Below are 17558 nucleotides of genomic sequence, written 5' to 3'. Positions count from 1 at the left end.
GCGATGAGGCCGGCACAAACAACATCAATGCCGGCTCGAACCACTCAGCGCAATCGCTCAAGCATCTGGTAATACCACATGCCCGCCGCCAGCATCGGATTGCCCAGCAAGTCGCCCATCGGCACGCGGATGTGTTGGCAGGCGGCGAAGGTGTCGAAGTGCTCAAGCTGCCCGGTGATCGCACGGCCCATGATTTCACCCATGATGTGGCTGGTGGCGATGCCGTGGCCGGAGTAGCCTTGGCAATACCAGACATTGTCCGAGAGCTTGCCCAATTGCGGAATGCGGTTGATCACGATACCCATCGCGCAGCTCCACTGGTAATCGATGGCCACGCCTTTGAGTGCCGGGAACGTCTGCTCGATGCACGGGCGCAGCTCGGCGGCGATGTCCCGTGAATCCTTGCCGCTGTAATTGGCGCCACCGCCGAACAGCAAACGACCATCGGCCGTCAGGCGGTAGTAGTCGAGCACGAAACGACAGTCATACACGGCCAGGTCTTCGGGGTTGATCTGTTTCGCCAGATCCCCCAGTGGCGCGGTGGTGACGATGCCGCCCATGGCCGGGAAAATCTTGCCCTTGAGCTTGCCCGGCTCAAGCTTGTGATAGACGTCGCCGGCCAGCAGCACCTGATTGGCATCGATGCGGCCGTGAGCGGTACGCACCCCGGGCGTATCGCCATGAATGATTTCCAGCACTTCGCTGTTTTCAAAGATCAGCGCGCCCAGACTCTCTGCGGCCCGCGCTTCACCGATGCACAGGTTGAGCGGGTGCAAGTGCATGTTGCGGGTGTTTTGGATTGCGCCGTGATAGAGATCGCTTTGCAGCAGATCGCGCACCTGGCTGCGGTCGAGCAGGCTGACCTCATCAGCCATGCCGCGTCGCACGGCCTCGTCGTAATCCTTGCGCAGACCGTCCATGTGGCTGGGCTTGTAAGCGGCATGAAGGTGGCCGTGCTTGAGGTCGCAGGCGATGGCGTATTTCTCGACCCGCTGCTTGATGATCTGATGCCCGCGCCAGCGCAGATGCCAGATGAAATCGTCGACTTCATCGCCAAGGGTGTGGCGCATCTGTTTGCGCATCGCTTCATCGCCCGACAGGCTGCCGGTGACTTGACCGCCGTTGCGTCCGGTAGCGCCCCAACCGATTTTATGGCTTTCGACGATGGCGACTTTCAGGCCTTTTTCCGCGAGTTCGACGGCGGTGGCGACGCCGGTGAAACCGCCGCCGATGATCACCACATCGACCCGGTGCCGGCCTTGCAGGGTCGGGTAATCGGTGTCCTGGTTGAGGGTGGCGGTGTAGTAGGAATTGCTGCGTTGTTGAGTCATGGCTGTGTCCGGGGAAAATGTGGGGGAGTGCAGTCGTTGTAGGAGTGAGCCTGCTCGCGATGGCGGTGTGTCATTGACCAGTGATGGTGGCTGACACGACCTCATCGCGAGCAGGCTCGCTCCTACAGGGGCTTACGCCTCAGTCAAATACCAACGCCAATCCTGCTCACCCACTTCAGCCATGAACTGCCGATACTCGGCACGCTTGACCGCCAGATACACCCCGAGAAATTCCTGCCCCAATGCATCCCGCGCCCACACCGAGTTTTCCAGTGCCGTCAGCGATGTCAGCCAGTCGGTCGGCAACAATTGCGTGGCTTGTGCGTAACCGTTGCCCTCTACCGGTTCCCCCGGATCGAGGTTTTCAGTGATGCCGCGATGAATGCCGGCCAGTATCGCTGCTGCCGCCAGATACGGGTTGGCGTCGGCGCCGCAGATGCGATGTTCGATGTGCCTGCTGTTGGCCGGGCCACCTGGAACTCGCAAGCTCACGGTACGGTTGTCGACGCCCCAGGTCGGCGCCAGCGGCGCGTAGCTGTTGGCCTGGAAGCGCCGGTAGGAGTTGGCGTTGGGGCAAAACAGCAACAGCGAATCAAGCAACGAGGCGAGCATGCCGCCGATGGCCGTGCGCAGCAGCGGTGTGCCGGCCGGGTCTTCGCAGGCGAACAGGTTGCGGCCCTCGGCATCGGCGATGCTGACATGCATGTGCATGCCGGTGCCGGCCAAATGGTCAAAGGGTTTGGCCATGAAGGTCGCTTGCATGCCGTGCTGATGTGCAATGGCTTTGACCAGGCGTTTGTAGCGCACCGCCTGATCCATCGCTTGCAAGGCATCACCGTGTTCCAGGGTGATTTCCACCTGGCCTGGTGCGTATTCGGAAATCGCCGTGCGCGCCGGAATGCCATGGAGTTTGCACGCCGCGTAGAGGTCGGCCAGGAACGGCTCAATCTGTTCCAGTTCGCGCAGGCCATAGACTTGCGTGTGTCGCGGTCGACCGCCGTCGGCGTCCAGCGCCGGTTGCGGGCGCCCGAGATGATCGCGCTTGGCATCGAGCAAGTAGAACTCCAGCTCGCACGCCATCACCGGGTAGTAACCCTGGGCTTTCAGGCGCTCGATCACGTTGATCAGCAGGTGGCGCGGGTCGGCGATGCTCGCCGGCCTGCCTTCCTGCGGGTGCATGCTGACTTGCACGGCGGCGGTCGGAATCTGCCGCCACGGCAAGCGCACCAGGCTGCCTTCGAGCGGGTAGGCACGACAGTCGATATCGCCCACATCCCAAACCAGCCCGGAGTTCTCGACGTCGTCGCCCTGCAAGGTCAGGCCGAGGATGGTGCTGGGCAGCGGACGACCGCTTTCATACACCGCCAGCAGTTCTTCGCGGTGCAACAGTTTGCCGCGCGGCACACCGTTGGCATCGAGGATGAACAGCTCGATCATGTCGATATCGGGGTTGTTCGCCAGGAAAGTCTGGGCGTCTTCAAGGGCTGCGAATTTCATTGTTCGTCACTCACGTTGGCGTCCTGCGGACGCACGGATTCAGGCCTCGGCACGACTACGGATACAAAGATCCGGGGCATGCAGGCAAAGGATTAGCGAAGGAAGAGGCTCTACGCGTTTGGGACGCGATCAGGCGAGCAGGGTGCTATCCGGCGGACGTGCGGAGTGACGGAGTTTGGAACGGCTCAAGGCCATGGGCAGGTTGACAATGCGGTTCATATCGGATGTTTCCGGCATTGGGATTCGTCGATGGCGGGTGTGACCCGCCATCGGGCGTGTCTGGATACTAGGGGGGAATCTGATGCGTGTAAACGTTTCATTCATCGCATCATGTGTACGCCAAGGCCGATTATCGCAGCGCCGAGCAACACCTCGATCACCCCGCGCTTGAAGCGAAACAGGGCAATGGCCGCCACGATCGCGATCAGCAGCGAGGGCCAGTCGAGGGAATTTTCGAAGCCCTTGGGCCACAGCACATGATAGCCGAAAAAGCACGCCAGATTGAGGATCACGCCGACCACGGCCGCGGTAATCGCCGTCAACGGTGCGGTGAATTTCAGTTCGTTGTGCGTCGATTCCACCAGCGGCCCGCCGGCGAGGATAAACAGGAAAGAAGGCAGGAAGGTGAACCAGGTCACCAGCGTTGCCGCGACGGCACCGGCGACAAAGGCCTGGTCCGGGCCGAAGACTTGCAGAACGTAGCCGCCGATGAACCCGACAAACGCCACCACCATGATCAGTGGCCCGGGGGTGGTCTCACCGAGCGCCAGGCCGTCGATCATCTGCGTCGGCGTCAGCCAGCCATAGTGACCGACCGCGCCCTGGTAGACATACGGCAACACCGCGTAGGCACCCCCGAATGTCAGTAGCGCCGCTTTGGTGAAGAACCAGCTCATTTGCGTGAGCGTACCGTCCCAGCCAAACAAAGCGGTCAGGGTGGCCATGGGCAGTGTCCACAGGATAACGCCGGTCAGCGCCAGGCGTGCCAGCCTCAAACCGCTGAAACGGGCATGCTCGGGGGGCGGTGTGTCATCGTCGATCACGGCCGGGCCGAACGACTTTTGCGTTGCGCCATGGCCACCGGTGCGAAATTTTTCCGGGGCCAGTCGGCCGCCGAAGTAACCGATCACTGCGGCACCCAGGACGATCAGCGGAAATGGCACGTTCAGCACAAAGATCGCCGCGAAGGAGGCGCCGGCGATGCCCCACAGCCAACCGTTTTTCAGTGCCCGCGAGCCGATCCGGTGGGCGGCTTGCAGCACAATCGCGGTCACTGCCGGCTTGATCCCGTAAAACACACCGGCCACCACCGGCACTTCACCGAAGGCGATGTAGACCCAGGACAAGCCGATCAGGATGAACAGCGAAGGCAGCACAAACAGCACACCCGCGATCACGCCGCCCCAGGTGCGGTGCATCAGCCAGCCGATGTACGTCGCCAGTTGCTGGGCTTCGGGGCCGGGCAACAACATGCAGTAATTGAGCGCGTGCAGAAAGCGTCGCTCGGAAATCCAGCGTCGGCGCGCGACCAACTCCTGGTGCATGATCGAAATCTGTCCCGCCGGCCCGCCGAAACTGATGAAGCCAAGCTTGATCCAGAAGCGCAAGGCTTCGCGCAGGCTGATCGGCTCGGGCGTGGAGTGTTCCTGTTTTGGTAAGACGCTCAAGCCTGCGCTCCTGGTGTCGATGCCACTGAATTGAGCTCAGGCTACGGATAACGATTTATCGCGTCCAATGGTTCTTGTGCGTTGATGGGGAATGGCTGATACGGCTGGCGGTCGTCAGCTTCAGCCGCCCGTCATGTTCATGAACCGAACGACTTGAACATCGTCGTTCACTTCGAAATTGTGTCGATAGGGCTTGAGTTTCATCGCTTCGATGATCGCTTTCTCCAGGCGTTCGGGATGCCCCGGATGGCTACGCAAAACCGCCTTCAAATCCACCGAATGTTCATTGCCCAGGCACAGCAGCAAGCGTCCCTCCACGGTCAGTCGCACCCGATTGCAGGTACCGCAAAAATTATGGCTGTGGGGCGAAATGAACCCCAGGCGAATTTGCGGTGCTTCGGCCAGGCGCCAGTAGCGTGACGGGCCTTGGGTCGACTCGGCGGAATCAATCAGCGTGAAGCGCTCGGCAATCCGCTCGCGCACTTGTGTGCTGGAGCAGAACGCTTCGGCGCGGCTGTGTTCATCGATGATGCCCAGGGGCATCTCTTCGATGAAGGAAATGTCGAGGTTACGATCGATGGCGAAGCTCACCAGATCGTTGATCTCGTGGTCGTTACGGCCCTTCATCACCACGCAATTGAGTTTGGTATGGCTGAACCCGGCCTGGTTGGCGGCGTCGATGCCCTTGATCACTTGCGCCAGATCACCGGTGCGGGTCAGTTCGCGAAAGCGCTGTGGGTCCAGGCAATCGAGACTGATGTTGAGGCGCTTGACCCCTGCATCGAACAACGGTTGCGCCAGTTTGGCCAATTGCGAGCCGTTGGTGGTCATGCACAGTTCACGCAGGCCGGGCAGGGCGGCGATCTTTTCACACAGCTGTACCACGCCCGGACGGATCAGCGGCTCGCCCCCGGTCAGGCGGATCTTGCGGGTGCCGAGCGCCACGAAACTTGCGGCCAGCTGATAGATTTCTTCCAGTGTCAGCACCCGTTGGCGCGGGAGAAACTGCATGTCCTCGGCCATGCAATACACGCAACGGAAATCGCAACGGTCGGTGAGCGACATCCGCAGATAGTCCACGCGCCGGGAGAACCCATCTAGCAGGACCCGTTCTGACATGACACCCTCGCTTGGCGCTTTTATAGAGACTTGCGTTTTTGACGCAAGTGTTGAGCGCAGGCTAAGAGCAACGTTGATAGGCGTCCAATCACTATTAATAACCAAGTGATCGAGCGGATCTATGATGGATTGATTTATCCGTAAGGTCGCTGACGTGCTTGCGGCTGGCAGGTGCTCACTGCGCACCAAACATGGCAGTCCAGTAAATGCCGGCATCGCTCTTCGGATCATTGGCATACGCCGCGCCCAATTCGTTGAACTGCGGGTTCATCAGGTTGGCGCAGTGGCCCGGGCTGGCGAGCCAGCCGTCGACGACCTTGCGCACGGTGTCCTGCCCGGCGGCAATGTTTTCGCCGATCTGCTGGAAGTTGTAGCCTGCCAGTTCCGCGCGGTCACCCGGTGTGCGGCCGTCGCGATCCTTGTGATCGAAGAAATTGTTGTTGGCCATTGCCCGTGAATGGGTTTCGGCAGCGGCACCCAGCGTGGCGTTCCAGGCCAGTGGTGTGGTGGCGTTGAACGATTGAGCGCCGCACTGGCGCGATTTGGTGCGTGCGGCATTAAGCTCGGCCAGCAACTTCTGGCCTTCGGCTTGCCAGTCGCCCAAGCGTGCGCTCAGCAGTGGACGCGCCACTACAATTCGCCATTCGCGGTCCTGGCGGCTCACGCCGACATCGACAAATTGCGGGTCGAGCACGATCTGGCAAAAGCTTTCCTGAATCGCTTTCATCGCCGATGCCGCATCACGCGGTCCGGACAGGCTGATCGCCTGCACGTTCTTCATGGGGTAGCCGGCAGTCACCATGGCTTGCTGCAGATTGCCAATGCTGGTGGCGGAAAGTGCCAGTCGCGGATCGGCCGCCAGTGGTGGCAATTCCGATGAAACCTGACCGGCGCAACGTTGCAACTGGCTGCGATAGAGATTGATCGATTCGATCAACTGTGACTCATCGCTGGCCACGGCGCTGGCGGCCAACAGCATTCCCAACGACAAACCGGCAAAGCGCATAGCGGATGGTAGAAAACCCATGGAAAACTCCTTGTGCTGACTGCGCCATGATGCGCGAAGTTGCCTTGTCACAGTCAACGGATTTTCCCGAAAGTTGTGGCGCAAGTGCAATCATTTCACTACTACACTCTAGCGATACTGCCTACAGAGTACCGCCCGACCATGTGCCAACACTGGATAACAACCTGCTTCGCCCTGATTCTGCTCGCTGGCCCGGCATTGGCCGCCGATCAGCAGCAAACCCAAAAAGTCGCCGAAGACAAGGCCGAGGTGCTGGAGCAAAAGGCTGCCGAGAACAGCAGCCCGGCACCGGTGCCCAAGTCCGAAGCCATTACCCAGCCTGAAGTGCAGGCCGTTGACCCGGCCGGCAAGGCGCCGCTGGACGACGCCATCACGTGTCTCGCCCGATCGATCTACTGGGAGGCCAAAGGCAAGGACGCTGCCGACATGGAAGCGGTGGCCAACGTGGTGATGAACCGTCTCGGCCATGATGGCTTTCCCGATACCGTCTGCGGCGTGGTCAAGCAAGGCTCGGAAACCAAAAGCTGCCAGTTCTCGTGGTGGTGCGACGGGCGTGCCGATTCGGTTCAGGAGGAGGTGCCTTACGCCCTTGCCAAGGAGATCGCACGCAAAGCGCTGAACAAGCAGTTGCCGGATCGCACCAAAGGCGCGCTGTACTTCCACGATCGCACGGTTAAACCGGATTGGGCCAAGGAATACACCAATACAGCGAACATCGGCCTGTTCAAGTTTTACAAGCCGCTAAATGGGGATGCCAAATAGCGGCCTTTTTTTCAGTTATGACGGCGACGCCAGAAGAACCGCGCCAGCAGCGCATCGAGACTGAATTTACCCGGACCCGAGAGCAGCAGCGGCAGCAGTGCGGCGAGGTAGATCAGCGGCAGTTTGAAGTTGCCGTAGCCTTTGTTGGTGATCGAGTAACCCTGGGCCAGTTCGCTCAGGCTCGACCAGTCAGCGGGCCAGTGCACGGCGGCGGTTGCGACGATGGTGACGACAATCAGGCTGATGGCCGAAAACCGTGTAGCCAGGCCAACCAGCAAGGCGAGGGCGCAGATCAATTCCACCCACATCGACATTTCCCAGTTCAGCGTGGCCGGCAGGTGGTTGAACGGAAACAGGAAGCGCTCTTGAATGTCGGCGAACCAGTTTTCACCGTTGTATTTCTCCAGCCCCGACTCGAAGAACTCCCAGGCCAGGAACACTCGCAGCGTCAAAGGCGCGATCCAGTGGCCGACGCGATCAAGGTTCAGGTGCAAGCCTTTGACGGCCGATGAAATCGAAGTGTTCATGGACGGTGTCTCCTACAAGTCAGTGATGTCGGGCGAGGTGTGCCCGTTTAGCGACAAGTGAATTTCATCAGGCGGGTGTATCTGCGTTGTGTCACTTGCGCGGGGGTTTAAGGCTTGTTGTGTCGAGGGCGGGGCTGTACACACTTTGATACGTGGAGGCCGCAGGTCAGGTCGCTATCGCAAGCAGGCTCGCTCACACAGGTGTTTTGCTATACATTTTCTGCCCGCCCATTGCATGGTGAAACCGCTTCATGTCTCTTGCGCTCGAACGTCTAGTCGCTGGCACGCCGATCCCTTTCGCCGGTAACCGTGTCACTGTAGTCAGCCCCGAACTGGCGGCACGCTTCCAGCCCGGAGACCACTTGCTGGTAGAACAGGTCAGCGGCGAGTTGCTGTTGATCCCGGTGGCTGACCAGCAGGCCGCCGCCGTGGCAATCGAACGCGCGCAAGCGGCGTTTGCTGCGATGTCGGCGGTGTCGGATCAGGCGATCAGCAACTTCTTCGACCTGTTCGCCCAGCGTCTGGAAACCCCGCAGTGCTGGGCCTTGATCGAAGCTGCCAACCAGGCTGACATCGAGCGAGCGAAGTCCCGTGGCCGGTCGACCACGCGTTTGCTGGCCGATGAACGCATGCGTCGCGACATGATTGCCGGCCTGCGCGCCTGGCGAGACGCCTCTGCCACCCGTGGCAAAGTGATCAGCTGCGTCGAGCACGACGGCTGGAAGGTCGAGCAAGTGGTGTCGCCGCTGGGCATTGTCGCGTTTGTCTTCGAAGGTCGACCTAACGTTTTTGCCGATGCCGCGGGTGTTTTGCGCACGGGGAACACCGCGGTGCTGCGCATCGGCAGCGATGCGCTGGGCACCGCCCAAGCCATTGTGGCCCATGCGTTGAATCCGGCATTGAGTGATGCCGGGTTGCCGAGCGGCGCGGTATCACTGGTGGAAAGCGTCAACCATGCAGCCGGTTGGGCGATGTTTGCCGACCGGCGCCTGTCGCTGGCCGTGGCCCGTGGTTCGGGACGTGCCGTCAGCCAGTTGGGCAGTATCGCGCAACAGGCCGGAACGGCTGTCAGCCTGCACGGTACCGGTGGTGCGTGGCTGATCGCGGATACCGATGCCGATACCGGTCGCTTCGCCAGCGTGGTGCGCAACTCCCTCGACCGTAAAGTCTGCAACACCCTGAATGTTTGCCTGATCCATCGCAACCGCGCCGCCGAACTGGTGCCGGTGTTTCTCGATGCCTTGCAACAGGCCGGCAAGGCACGGGGCCAGGGCTGCAAGTTGCACATCGTCGAAGGCAGCGAAGCATGCCTGCCGGCCGATTGGCTCAATGCAACCGTCGAGGTTTACCGCGCCGAAGGCTACCAGAGCGAAGCCTTGGCCGAGCCGTTGCCCGAGGATCAACTGGGCCGCGAGTGGGAGTGGGAAGAAACGCCGGAAGTCAGCCTGAAAATCGTCGACGACCTGGACAGCGCCATTGCCTTGTTCAACCGCTACAGCCCGCAGTTCACCGTGTCGCTGATCAGCGAAGATGCCGCGACGCAGGAGCGTTTCTACAACGCAGTCAACGCGCCTTTTGTCGGCAACGGCATTACCCGTTGGGTCGATGGCCAGTACGCGCTCAACAAGCCGGAGCTCGGTTTGTCGAACTGGGAGAGCGGGCGCCTGTTTGCGCGCAGTGCGATTCTCTCGGGCGATGGCGTGTTCACCATCCGCAGCCGCATGACCCAGATCGATCTGGGCGTCAAACGCTGAGTGATTCAGCTGGGCGACCGCCGCAATGGCGGTCGCCATCGCCTTGATCAGGCCGCTTCCATTGCTTTGCCAGGCACAGCGCAAGTGCCAGGATGCTCAGCCAGCGGCAGAAAACGATGGCTGGTGCCATCGAGTGCATCGATCGAGCCGGTTTCGATGTCATAGACCCAGCCGTGCAAATTCAGCAGACCTTTTTCCTGGGCCAGGCGCACGCTTGGATGAGTCTGGATGTTGGCCAATTGCGCGATCACATTCTCGCGCACCATCGCGCTTATTTTCGCCGTTTGCGTAACGTGAGGCCGTGACTCGTTGATGACTTTCGCCGACTCGGCGTGCTGCAACCAGCCGCTGACGGCGGGCAGGTGATCCATGCAGGTGCATTTGGCGACAGCGGTCATTGCGCCACAGTCCGAATGCCCGCAGATGACGATATCCGTTACGCCCAACACGGCAACAGCGTATTCGACGGTGGCCGACACACCACCCGGATGAGGGCTGTAGGAGGGCACGATGTTGCCGGCGTTACGGATTACGAACAACTCGCCGGGTTCTTGCTGGGTCAGCAATTCGGGCACTACACGGCTGTCGGAACAGGTGATGAACAAGGTACCCGGTTGTTGCGTGGTGGCCAGGTGTTTGAACAGGTCGGTGCGTTGTGGAAACACTTCTTTCTGGAATTTTACAAAGCCTTCGATGAGCGCTTTCATGGCGGCGTCCTCATGGATGAGCGGATTTGGCCCGCACGGTGGTACGGGCCGTTTTCGACTTAGAACGGACGTAGGGGCAGGAACTTGCCGTCGAGCGTAATCACTGCGCGCGAACCGCCTTCCGGGTCTTCGACTTTTTTCATGTCGAGCTTGAAGTTGATCGCACTGATGATGCCGTCGCCGAACTGCTCATGAACCAGAGCCTTCAAGGTGGTGCCGTAGATCTGGATCATTTCGTAGAAGCGGTAGATGGTCGGATCGGTCGGGACACCCGCAAGGCTGCCGCGCAGCGGGATGATCTGCAGGCGAGCCACCGCCTCGGCATCCAGGTCGAGTTTCTCGCCGATCACCTCTGCGGCGCTTTGCGGCAGTGGATGCTGGCCGAGAAGTGCAGCGGTGACATAGGCAAGGCCCAGGCCGGTGCCGTCAGCCAGGTCTTGCCACGACAGATTTTTGCGAGCTTTGGCATCGAGAATTGCGGTGGTCAGGGCCAGGCTTGGATCGTTATAGGCGTGAGACTGTTGCATGGTGGTTCTCCTGTCGCTGGGGGAAGTGTCTGGGTGTGAAGCCATCTTCTTCCGTTCAATCCATAGCGTCCAAGACCGATATACAATCCAAGGCATAAGTACTGTCTATAGATAGAAAGGTCTGAGCATGCTGCTGCGACATCTGCGTTACCTGTTGGCCGTGGCTGACCATGGCGGCTTCACCCGTGCGGCCGAAGCCCTGCATGTTTCCCAGCCAACGCTTTCACAACAGATCCGGCAACTGGAAGAGACCCTGGGTGTCAGCCTGTTCGATCGCACGTCGCGTACGGTCAAGCCGACCGACGCGGGTCAGGCGTATATCGAATGCGCTCGGCGGGTGCTGATAGAGCTGGAGGCGGGCAAGCGTGCGCTGCACGACGTGAAGGATTTGTCCCGGGGCACTTTGCGTCTGGCCATGACCCCGACTTTCATGGCCTACCTGGTGGGGCCGCTGGTGCGCGATTTCGTGGCGCGTTACCCGAACATTCACCTGGAGGTGTTCGAGCTGTCGATGGACGACATCGAAACCGGGTTGGCGCAGGACTCTCTGGACATCGCGATTGCGTTTGATCAGGTGAGAAACCCTGATATCGAATCGATTCCTGCATTTACCGAAACCCTGGGATTGATGGTCGGCCAGGCGCATCCGTTGTATGAAAGCCGGGACACCGTGACCCATGACCAGGTGGCGCAGCTGCAGTTTGCCTTACTCAGCGCAGATTTTTTCACGCGCACCTGCATTGACGAGTATTTCACCCGGGCGCAGATAACGCCGAAAGTGGCGATCGAGGTCAATTCGGTCAACACGCTGTTGGAAGTCATTCGGCATACGGCAATGGCTACAATCCTTCCGGAGCCCATTGCAACCAGCGACCGCGCTCTGCGCATGATCCCGCTAGCGGGGGAGGCGCCCCAGCGTGGCGCTGCATTACTGCGTCGTAAAAACAACTATCACAGTGCGGCGGCTTTGGCTTTTGTGCAGGTGGTGTTGGCTGCTGGTATGTCTTGAGTGGCAACATTCCCCACTTTCATTCAGCCATTAAAAAGGGCCTGCTCTTATCAGGAGCAGGCCCTTTTTATTTATGAGTCAACAATGACTCATTTCAATTAGTAGAACCGATCAATCACCCGAACTTCGTTCTTGTTCTGCATCGAATCCCAGGCCTGTTTCAGCGTTTGCAGGACATTGCCGATGAAGTCTTTGTCGGCCGCGGCTTTTTTGCCGACATAGCCCTGGCCGCGACGGTACATCTTCAGTCGGGCGAGCAGGTTCTGGTTGTTCTGGTCGAACTCTGCTTCATGGGCATGTGGCGACAGGCAGTCGATATGAACCTGACCCGATTTGCTGATCCACAGGATATGGCTGTCGTGGCTGTCTTTCTTTGCCGCGAACATACGAGCCAGTTCTTCGATAGTAGGTTGATTGTTCAGATTCATGATAAAGCCCCCTTGACCATTTGGTGATCTTTCAAAGTTGATTCGCTAATACAAGTAGCCCATCGGTTAGTTGATCCCTGGCACCGAAACCAGGACGTCAGCAGCCGTCCGTCATAAGCGACGAGGTCCTGCGTCTGTTGCATGTAGTCGTGTTGAATAACTGCTACGCAATAGCGTCACAACGAAGAGAAGCGGCGATAACCTTTGGCCCCTGCCGACGTTTTCAAGGTCGGCCACAAGCTTCATGAGGATGGATCGCCAGCGCTTCTCGTCCTTGTACTGGACGTTCAGGCCAGGTCAGCTTCTTCAATCTGCCTTGTGGGCAGCGTGTATCCGGAAAAAACAGCTCGGCGGTCAGACGAGCTTGCTCAAGCGTGTTGCGTGTACTCCCGATCGGGGAGACGTCTGCATCATGCAAGGGCAAATCGTGCTCGTCAACGGTTTTGTAGTGATTATTTTCAGTCACTACATATTGTCGGACAAAGCTGGGAGGAATTAAAAAAGGCGCTGTAAAGGCGTCACTCAGGCTGGCGGCGCTGGCGCCTCGAAGCGGTAAAGGGTGCAGGGATAACCTTCTACCGTGAGGAAATGTCGAGTAAAACCGCCTGCGCTGAGATCGGGCATCACGGTGGCCCAGAACAACCGAGCAGGCAGGTTCGCTTCGATGTGGAAAATTTGCCATTGACCGGGAAATCGGCTCAAGAGGGTGGAAACGACAAACCTGGCGACACCCTGGCCACGAAAGCGTCGGCTGACAAACAAGTAGCCGATGTTGTAATCGGCGCCGGGCAAGTGGGTGTTTTCATCCACGGTCACGAAACCCGCCAGTTCGCCGTCGACCCGGATCAAAAACGGTCGGGTGGCGGGTTTTTGCCAATAGTCCGACAAGGGGCGAAGGCTGAAAAAGCCGTGTTCGCTCAGTTTCAGCGGCAACCATTCACTGAAGTCGTAGGTGTAGAACTGCATCAGGTTTTCAATGGTTTCCAGTTCGTCGCGTTGCGCGGCGTGCAGTTCTATCGAGGGCATACTGGTGAACTCCTGTCTTGATGCCAGGACAGTATGGCCGATCAACCCTTGCTCGCCGGTTTCGCGCTGCGTCTGGTGCCAGCCGCTGCTTTGCGCTTGGCAGGCTTGCGCTTGTTTTTCCATGGCGTGGCACCGCGTCCGGCGGGGCTTGCCGGACCGCTGATGGTCAGGTTCAAACCGGCACATCGACTGACCTGTTTGCTCATCCAGGCCGCCTGTTTGGCAACGAACTCTTCGAGGCGCATTTCCCCGCTCTGCACCATGTCCAGGGCTTGCTCCCAAATGGCCGTAGTGCCCGGATCGGCAATGGCGCGAGGCACCGCATCGATCAGACTGAAAGCGGCCGGCGTGGCAGAAAGAGCCTTGCCGTTCTTGATCAGGTAACCACGGTCGAGCAGACCCTGGATGATCGAGGCGCGGGTCGCTTCGGTGCCGATACCCGTGGTGTCCTTGAGTTTCTGCTTGAGCAGAGGGTCTTCCACCAGTTTGGCGACGTTTTTCATCGCCTTGATCAGGTCGCCCTCGGTGAACGGTTTGGGCGGTTGGGTCCACAGGTCCTTGAGCTGCACGCTGGCCACTGCGCAATCAATTCCTTCGCGCAGGTTGGGCAAGGTTTGAGGCGCTGGGGCTTCACGACCTTTCGCCGGGGCAAGCGCTTCGGGCAGGGCGCGTTTCCAGCCGGGATCGACGATTTGTTTGCCCACCGCGCGCAAGGCTTCACCGGCACAGTCGAAATCAGCCTGGGTGCGGTCATACTCGTGATTGGGCAGAAACTGCGCGAGATACCTGGCCCTGATCAGCGTATAGACCGCGCGGTGCTTGCCGGTCAGGCGTTCGAGGTTTTTGGCCGCAGCAGTAGGGATGATGCCGTGGTGCGCACTGACCTTGGCATCGTTCCAGGCCCGTGAGCGCCTATGGGGCTCCAGGTGATCGCGCAAGGCATCCAGCGCCGGATCGGCTTGCCTGAGGGCGGCGAGAATCGCCGGTGCTTCGACGTGCTGGCTGACGGGCAGATAGCCGCAGTCACTGCGCGGGTAGGTGATCACCTTGTGGGTTTCATAAAGTGCCTGGGCGATGTCGAGGGTTTCCTGAGCGCCGAGCCCGAGTTTCTTCGAGCAGACTTCCTGTAGCGTGCCCAAATCGAAGGGCAGTGGCGCCACTTCACGCATGCGTTCGGTGCGCAGCTTGATCACCCGGGCACTTGCCGCGCCCATCATTGCTGTGGCTGCCTGTTGGGCCAGTGCCTGATTCAGGCAGCGATCCTGATCGTCGCAAACTCCGGATGCCGCGCGCCATTGCGCGGTGAAAGCAGTGCCGTCGTGCAGCAGTTGCACGTCGATGGCCCAGTAGGCGACCGGGACGAAGTCGGCAATGCTGCGGTCGCGATCCACCACCAGGCGCAGGGTAGGGGTTTGCACCCGGCCTACCGGTAACACGCCCTGATACCCGGACTGGCGCCCGAGCAGCGTGAACAGTCGACTCATGTTCATGCCGATCAACCAGTCGGCACGACTGCGCCCCAGTGCGGAATGGTAGAGATTGAAGGTTTCGGCGCCTGGTTTGAGCGACGCGAGGGCTTTGCGGATCGAGGCGTCGTCCAGCGCCGACAGCCACAGGCGGCGGATCGGGCCGCGATACTTGCAGTGCTCCACCAGTTCCCGGGCGATCATCTCGCCTTCGCGGTCGGCGTCGGTAGCAATGATCAGTTCCGACGCTTCACCGAGCAGACGTTTGACCGCCTTGTACTGGCTCGCCGTGCGCGGCTTGACGGTCATCTTCCATGTGCCCGGAATGATCGGCAGGTCGGCCAGTACCCAGCGCTTGTAGCGCGCGTCATAGGCATCCGGCGGCGCGGTTTCCAGGAGATGGCCGATGCACCAGGTCACCGTGACGTCCGTGCCCAGCCAGCAGCCGTCGCCCCGGCGTCTGGCGCCGAGCACAGCCGCGATGTCTTTGGCCTGGGAAGGTTTTTCACAGAGGTACAGCCGCATAACCACCATCGTTGATCAGTGTCCGGGGAGGTGCACAGAATGGCGGGTGATGCGCGCCGGAGCAATCATTATCTGTATGGATGTACAGCTTTGACGTTGCATTTGATTTCATCGCCTTCGCAATCCGTTCGGCTGCGAGGCCGCCAAGGTCAGCCAAGTTGCGTTATACCTGATGAATCGACTCATCACCGTCTCGAGGAACGTATACATGAAAACTTCAGGTCCCAGCCCTGTCATCACCATTGCCGAGCAGCCCGGTTGCCTGTTGGTGAAGTTTCACGGGATCCAGGTCGCGGCGTCCTCCCGCGCGCTGGTGCTGCTTGAGGCCAACTACCCACCGGTTTACTACGTGCCCCGCGAAGACATCGACGAGAAGTATTACGCCCGCACCGATCACACCAGTTACTGCCCGTACAAAGGTGATGCCAGTTATTTCAGTCTGCAAGTGCCAGGGCATGAAGGTGCTAACGCCGTGTGGAGTTATGAAAACCCCAAAGTGTCGGTGGCGCAGATCCGTGAATACATGGCGTTTTATCCCGACCAGGTGAAATTCGAGGTGGTCGAGCTTGAAGAGTGATTGTCTGTGCGGCTGACGAATCGTTTGCGCACACGGCAGGAACAAGCATCGTCAGTCGGTATTCTTGATTGCCTGTACCAGGGTGCTTTCGTCGATCTGAGCAATCGACGTCACCCCGGTCAGCGTCATCGCCACACGCATTTCCCTTGCAAAGATATCCAGCATGTTCTCTACCCCGCGTTGACCATCGGCGGCCAGCGCGTAAGCCATCGAACGCCCCAACAACACGCCCTTGGCGCCCAGCGCCAGCATGCGCACAACGTCCAGCCCTGAGCGGATGCCCGAATCGACCAGTACCGTCAGGTCATCGCCAATCGCTTGTTTGATCGGCGGCAATGCCTGGGCAGTGGAGAGAACCCCGTCCAGCTGCCGGCCGCCGTGGTTCGACACGACAATGCCATCGGCACCGAAACTCACCGCGTCCTTGGCGTCCTGCGGGTCGAGAATGCCTTTGATGATCATCGGGCCTTTCCAGAAATCGCGAATCCATTCCAGGTCGCTCCAACTGATCGATGGATCGAAATTGTTGGCCAGCCAGCCCATGTAGTCTTCAAGTGTCACGGCTTTGCCGAGGTACCTGGAGATATTCCCCAGATCATGCGGCCGGCCCATGAGGCCGACGTTGTACGCCCAGTCGGGTCGGGTCATCGCTTGAAGCATGCGCCGCGATGACGCAAAAGGCCCGGACATGCCCGAGTGGGCGTCGCGGTAGCGGGCGCCGGGGGTTGGCATGTCGACGGTGAACACCAGGTTCTTCACCCCGGCAGCTTTCGCCCGTTCCAGGGCGTTGCGCATGAAGCCCCGGTCCTTGAGCACATACAGCTGAAACCAGATGGGTTGCTCGCTTTGCGCCACGACTTCCTCGATCGAACAGACCGAGACGGTGGACAGGCACAGGGGGATGCCTTTGTTCTGCGCCGCTCTCACGGCCTGCACCTCACCACGGCGGGCGAACATGCCGGTCAGCCCCACAGGCGCGAGGATGATCGGCATGGCAAGAGGTTGATCGAAGAGGGTGGTTTCCAGGCTCAAAGTTTCGACGTTCTTGAGGATACGCTGGCGCAGGCTGATGCCGGTCAGGTCGGCGCTGTTGGCCCGCAGGGTATGTTCCGCGTAAGCGCCGCCATCAATGTAATCGAACAAGAAACGTGGGAGTTTGCGACGTGCTGCCTCGCGATAATCGGATGCAGAGGAAATGATCATGCCGGTGCCTCGGTCAGTGTAGGAGCGAGCCTGCTCGCGATGGTCGTTAACGATAGCGCGTGCCTTCAGGTTGAACACGGCGCTCTTGAGACCTATGCGAGCGAACTCGCTCCTACAGAATCCAGTTTGTGAGTTGGCTGTCAGTTCTTGTCCAGATCGACGTTGCGCGTCTCACGCAAACAGATCATCCCCACCACCAGGCTCACCCCGGTGATCAGCACCGGATACCAGAGCCCGTAGAAAATGTCCCCGGTGTAGACCACCAGGGCAAACGACACGGTCGGCAAGAAGCCGCCGAACCAGCCGTTACCGATGTGATAGGGCAGCGACATCGAGGTATAGCGGATGCGCGTCGGGAACAGTTCGACCATCAGTGCCGCCAGCGGGCCGTAGCACATGGCGGAGA

General features: G+C 59.8%; 16 protein-coding genes and 1 pseudogene. 4 read left to right on the top strand and 13 right to left on the bottom strand.

Features of this window, described 5'->3' with window-relative positions; genetic code table 11:
* Positions 1–44: 44 nt before the first annotated feature.
* The 5 genes from D8V06_RS30220 to D8V06_RS30200 all read right to left on the bottom strand — a co-directional run bounded on the left by D8V06_RS30220 (position 45) and on the right by D8V06_RS30200 (position 6641).
* A complete protein-coding gene (locus D8V06_RS30220; protein ID WP_130932412.1) occupies positions 45–1331 on the bottom strand; it encodes an FAD-binding oxidoreductase in 1287 nt (428 codons plus the stop codon).
* 132 nt (positions 1332–1463) lie between these two features.
* Positions 1464–2828: a glutamine synthetase family protein gene (locus D8V06_RS30215; RefSeq protein WP_056853466.1), complete on the bottom strand. Its 1365-nt coding sequence runs from the start codon at positions 2826–2828 to the stop codon at positions 1464–1466.
* 320 nt (positions 2829–3148) lie between these two features.
* Positions 3149–4495 carry a chromate efflux transporter gene (gene chrA / locus D8V06_RS30210; RefSeq protein ID WP_130932411.1) on the bottom strand — a complete coding sequence of 449 codons (1347 nt, stop codon included), beginning with the start codon at positions 4493–4495 and terminating at the stop codon, positions 3149–3151.
* 120 nt (positions 4496–4615) lie between these two features.
* Positions 4616–5614, bottom strand: a complete 999-nt coding sequence (gene moaA / locus D8V06_RS30205) for a GTP 3',8-cyclase MoaA (protein ID WP_056853468.1) — start codon at positions 5612–5614, stop codon at positions 4616–4618.
* A 175-nt stretch (positions 5615–5789) separates the two neighbouring features.
* Positions 5790–6641, bottom strand: coding sequence for a CAP domain-containing protein (locus D8V06_RS30200; RefSeq protein WP_056853469.1), 852 nt, complete (start codon positions 6639–6641; stop codon positions 5790–5792).
* A 141-nt stretch (positions 6642–6782) separates the two neighbouring features.
* On the opposite strand from D8V06_RS30200, the gene D8V06_RS30195 reads away from it, so the two are divergent.
* Positions 6783–7403, top strand: a complete 621-nt coding sequence (locus tag D8V06_RS30195) for a cell wall hydrolase (RefSeq protein WP_056853470.1) — start codon at positions 6783–6785, stop codon at positions 7401–7403.
* 11 nt (positions 7404–7414) lie between these two features.
* On the opposite strand, the gene D8V06_RS30190 is transcribed toward D8V06_RS30195, so the two are convergent.
* The gene (locus tag D8V06_RS30190; protein WP_056853471.1) at positions 7415–7930 is read right to left on the bottom strand and encodes a DoxX family protein; all 516 of its coding nucleotides are present in this window, start codon (positions 7928–7930) and stop codon (positions 7415–7417) included.
* A gap of 251 nt (positions 7931–8181) precedes the next feature.
* On the opposite strand from D8V06_RS30190, the gene D8V06_RS30185 reads away from it, so the two are divergent.
* Entirely contained in the window at positions 8182–9684 is a 1503-nt protein-coding gene (locus tag D8V06_RS30185; RefSeq protein ID WP_130932410.1) for an aldehyde dehydrogenase family protein, read from the top strand.
* A gap of 47 nt (positions 9685–9731) precedes the next feature.
* Here D8V06_RS30185 and D8V06_RS30180 read toward each other — a convergent pair whose 3' ends face one another.
* Both D8V06_RS30180 and cynS read right to left on the bottom strand, forming a co-directional pair.
* On the bottom strand, positions 9732–10391 hold the full coding sequence (locus D8V06_RS30180) for a carbonic anhydrase (RefSeq protein WP_130932409.1): 660 nt from the start codon (positions 10389–10391) through the stop codon (positions 9732–9734).
* 59 nt (positions 10392–10450) lie between these two features.
* Positions 10451–10918 (bottom strand): cyanase, encoded by a 468-nt coding sequence (cynS, locus tag D8V06_RS30175; RefSeq protein WP_056853474.1) that lies wholly within the window; start codon positions 10916–10918, stop codon positions 10451–10453.
* A gap of 127 nt (positions 10919–11045) precedes the next feature.
* Here cynS and cynR point away from each other — a divergent pair, with 127 nt between their 5' ends.
* A complete protein-coding gene (cynR, locus tag D8V06_RS30170; protein WP_056853475.1) occupies positions 11046–11927 on the top strand; it encodes a transcriptional regulator CynR in 882 nt (293 codons plus the stop codon).
* Between the two features lie 98 nt (positions 11928–12025).
* Here cynR and D8V06_RS30165 read toward each other — a convergent pair whose 3' ends face one another.
* From D8V06_RS30165 to D8V06_RS30150, 3 genes are all read right to left on the bottom strand, one after another.
* On the bottom strand, positions 12026–12355 hold the full coding sequence (locus D8V06_RS30165) for a hypothetical protein (RefSeq protein WP_056853476.1): 330 nt from the start codon (positions 12353–12355) through the stop codon (positions 12026–12028).
* A 522-nt stretch (positions 12356–12877) separates the two neighbouring features.
* Positions 12878–13381 (bottom strand): GNAT family N-acetyltransferase, encoded by a 504-nt coding sequence (locus D8V06_RS30155; RefSeq protein ID WP_130932408.1) that lies wholly within the window; start codon positions 13379–13381, stop codon positions 12878–12880.
* Between the two features lie 41 nt (positions 13382–13422).
* A complete protein-coding gene (locus D8V06_RS30150; RefSeq protein WP_130932407.1) occupies positions 13423–15372 on the bottom strand; it encodes a DNA topoisomerase III in 1950 nt (649 codons plus the stop codon).
* Positions 15373–15580: 208 nt separating this feature from the next.
* On the opposite strand from D8V06_RS30150, the gene D8V06_RS30145 reads away from it, so the two are divergent.
* Positions 15581–15949, top strand: coding sequence for a DUF427 domain-containing protein (locus D8V06_RS30145; RefSeq protein WP_056853480.1), 369 nt, complete (start codon positions 15581–15583; stop codon positions 15947–15949).
* A 51-nt stretch (positions 15950–16000) separates the two neighbouring features.
* Here D8V06_RS30145 and lldD read toward each other — a convergent pair whose 3' ends face one another.
* A complete protein-coding gene (lldD, locus tag D8V06_RS30140) occupies positions 16001–17152 on the bottom strand; it encodes an FMN-dependent L-lactate dehydrogenase LldD (RefSeq protein ID WP_056853506.1) in 1152 nt (383 codons plus the stop codon).
* A gap of 140 nt (positions 17153–17292) precedes the next feature.
* A pseudogene (locus D8V06_RS30135) lies at positions 17293–17558 on the bottom strand (MFS transporter); the annotation flags it as partial.

The sequence above is a fragment of the Pseudomonas sp. Sample_24 genome (assembly GCF_004307605.1).
Lineage (GTDB): Bacteria > Pseudomonadota > Gammaproteobacteria > Pseudomonadales > Pseudomonadaceae > Aquipseudomonas.
Note: the sequence above shows the minus strand (reverse complement) of the source record. Positions and strands in the feature narration are given on the sequence as shown.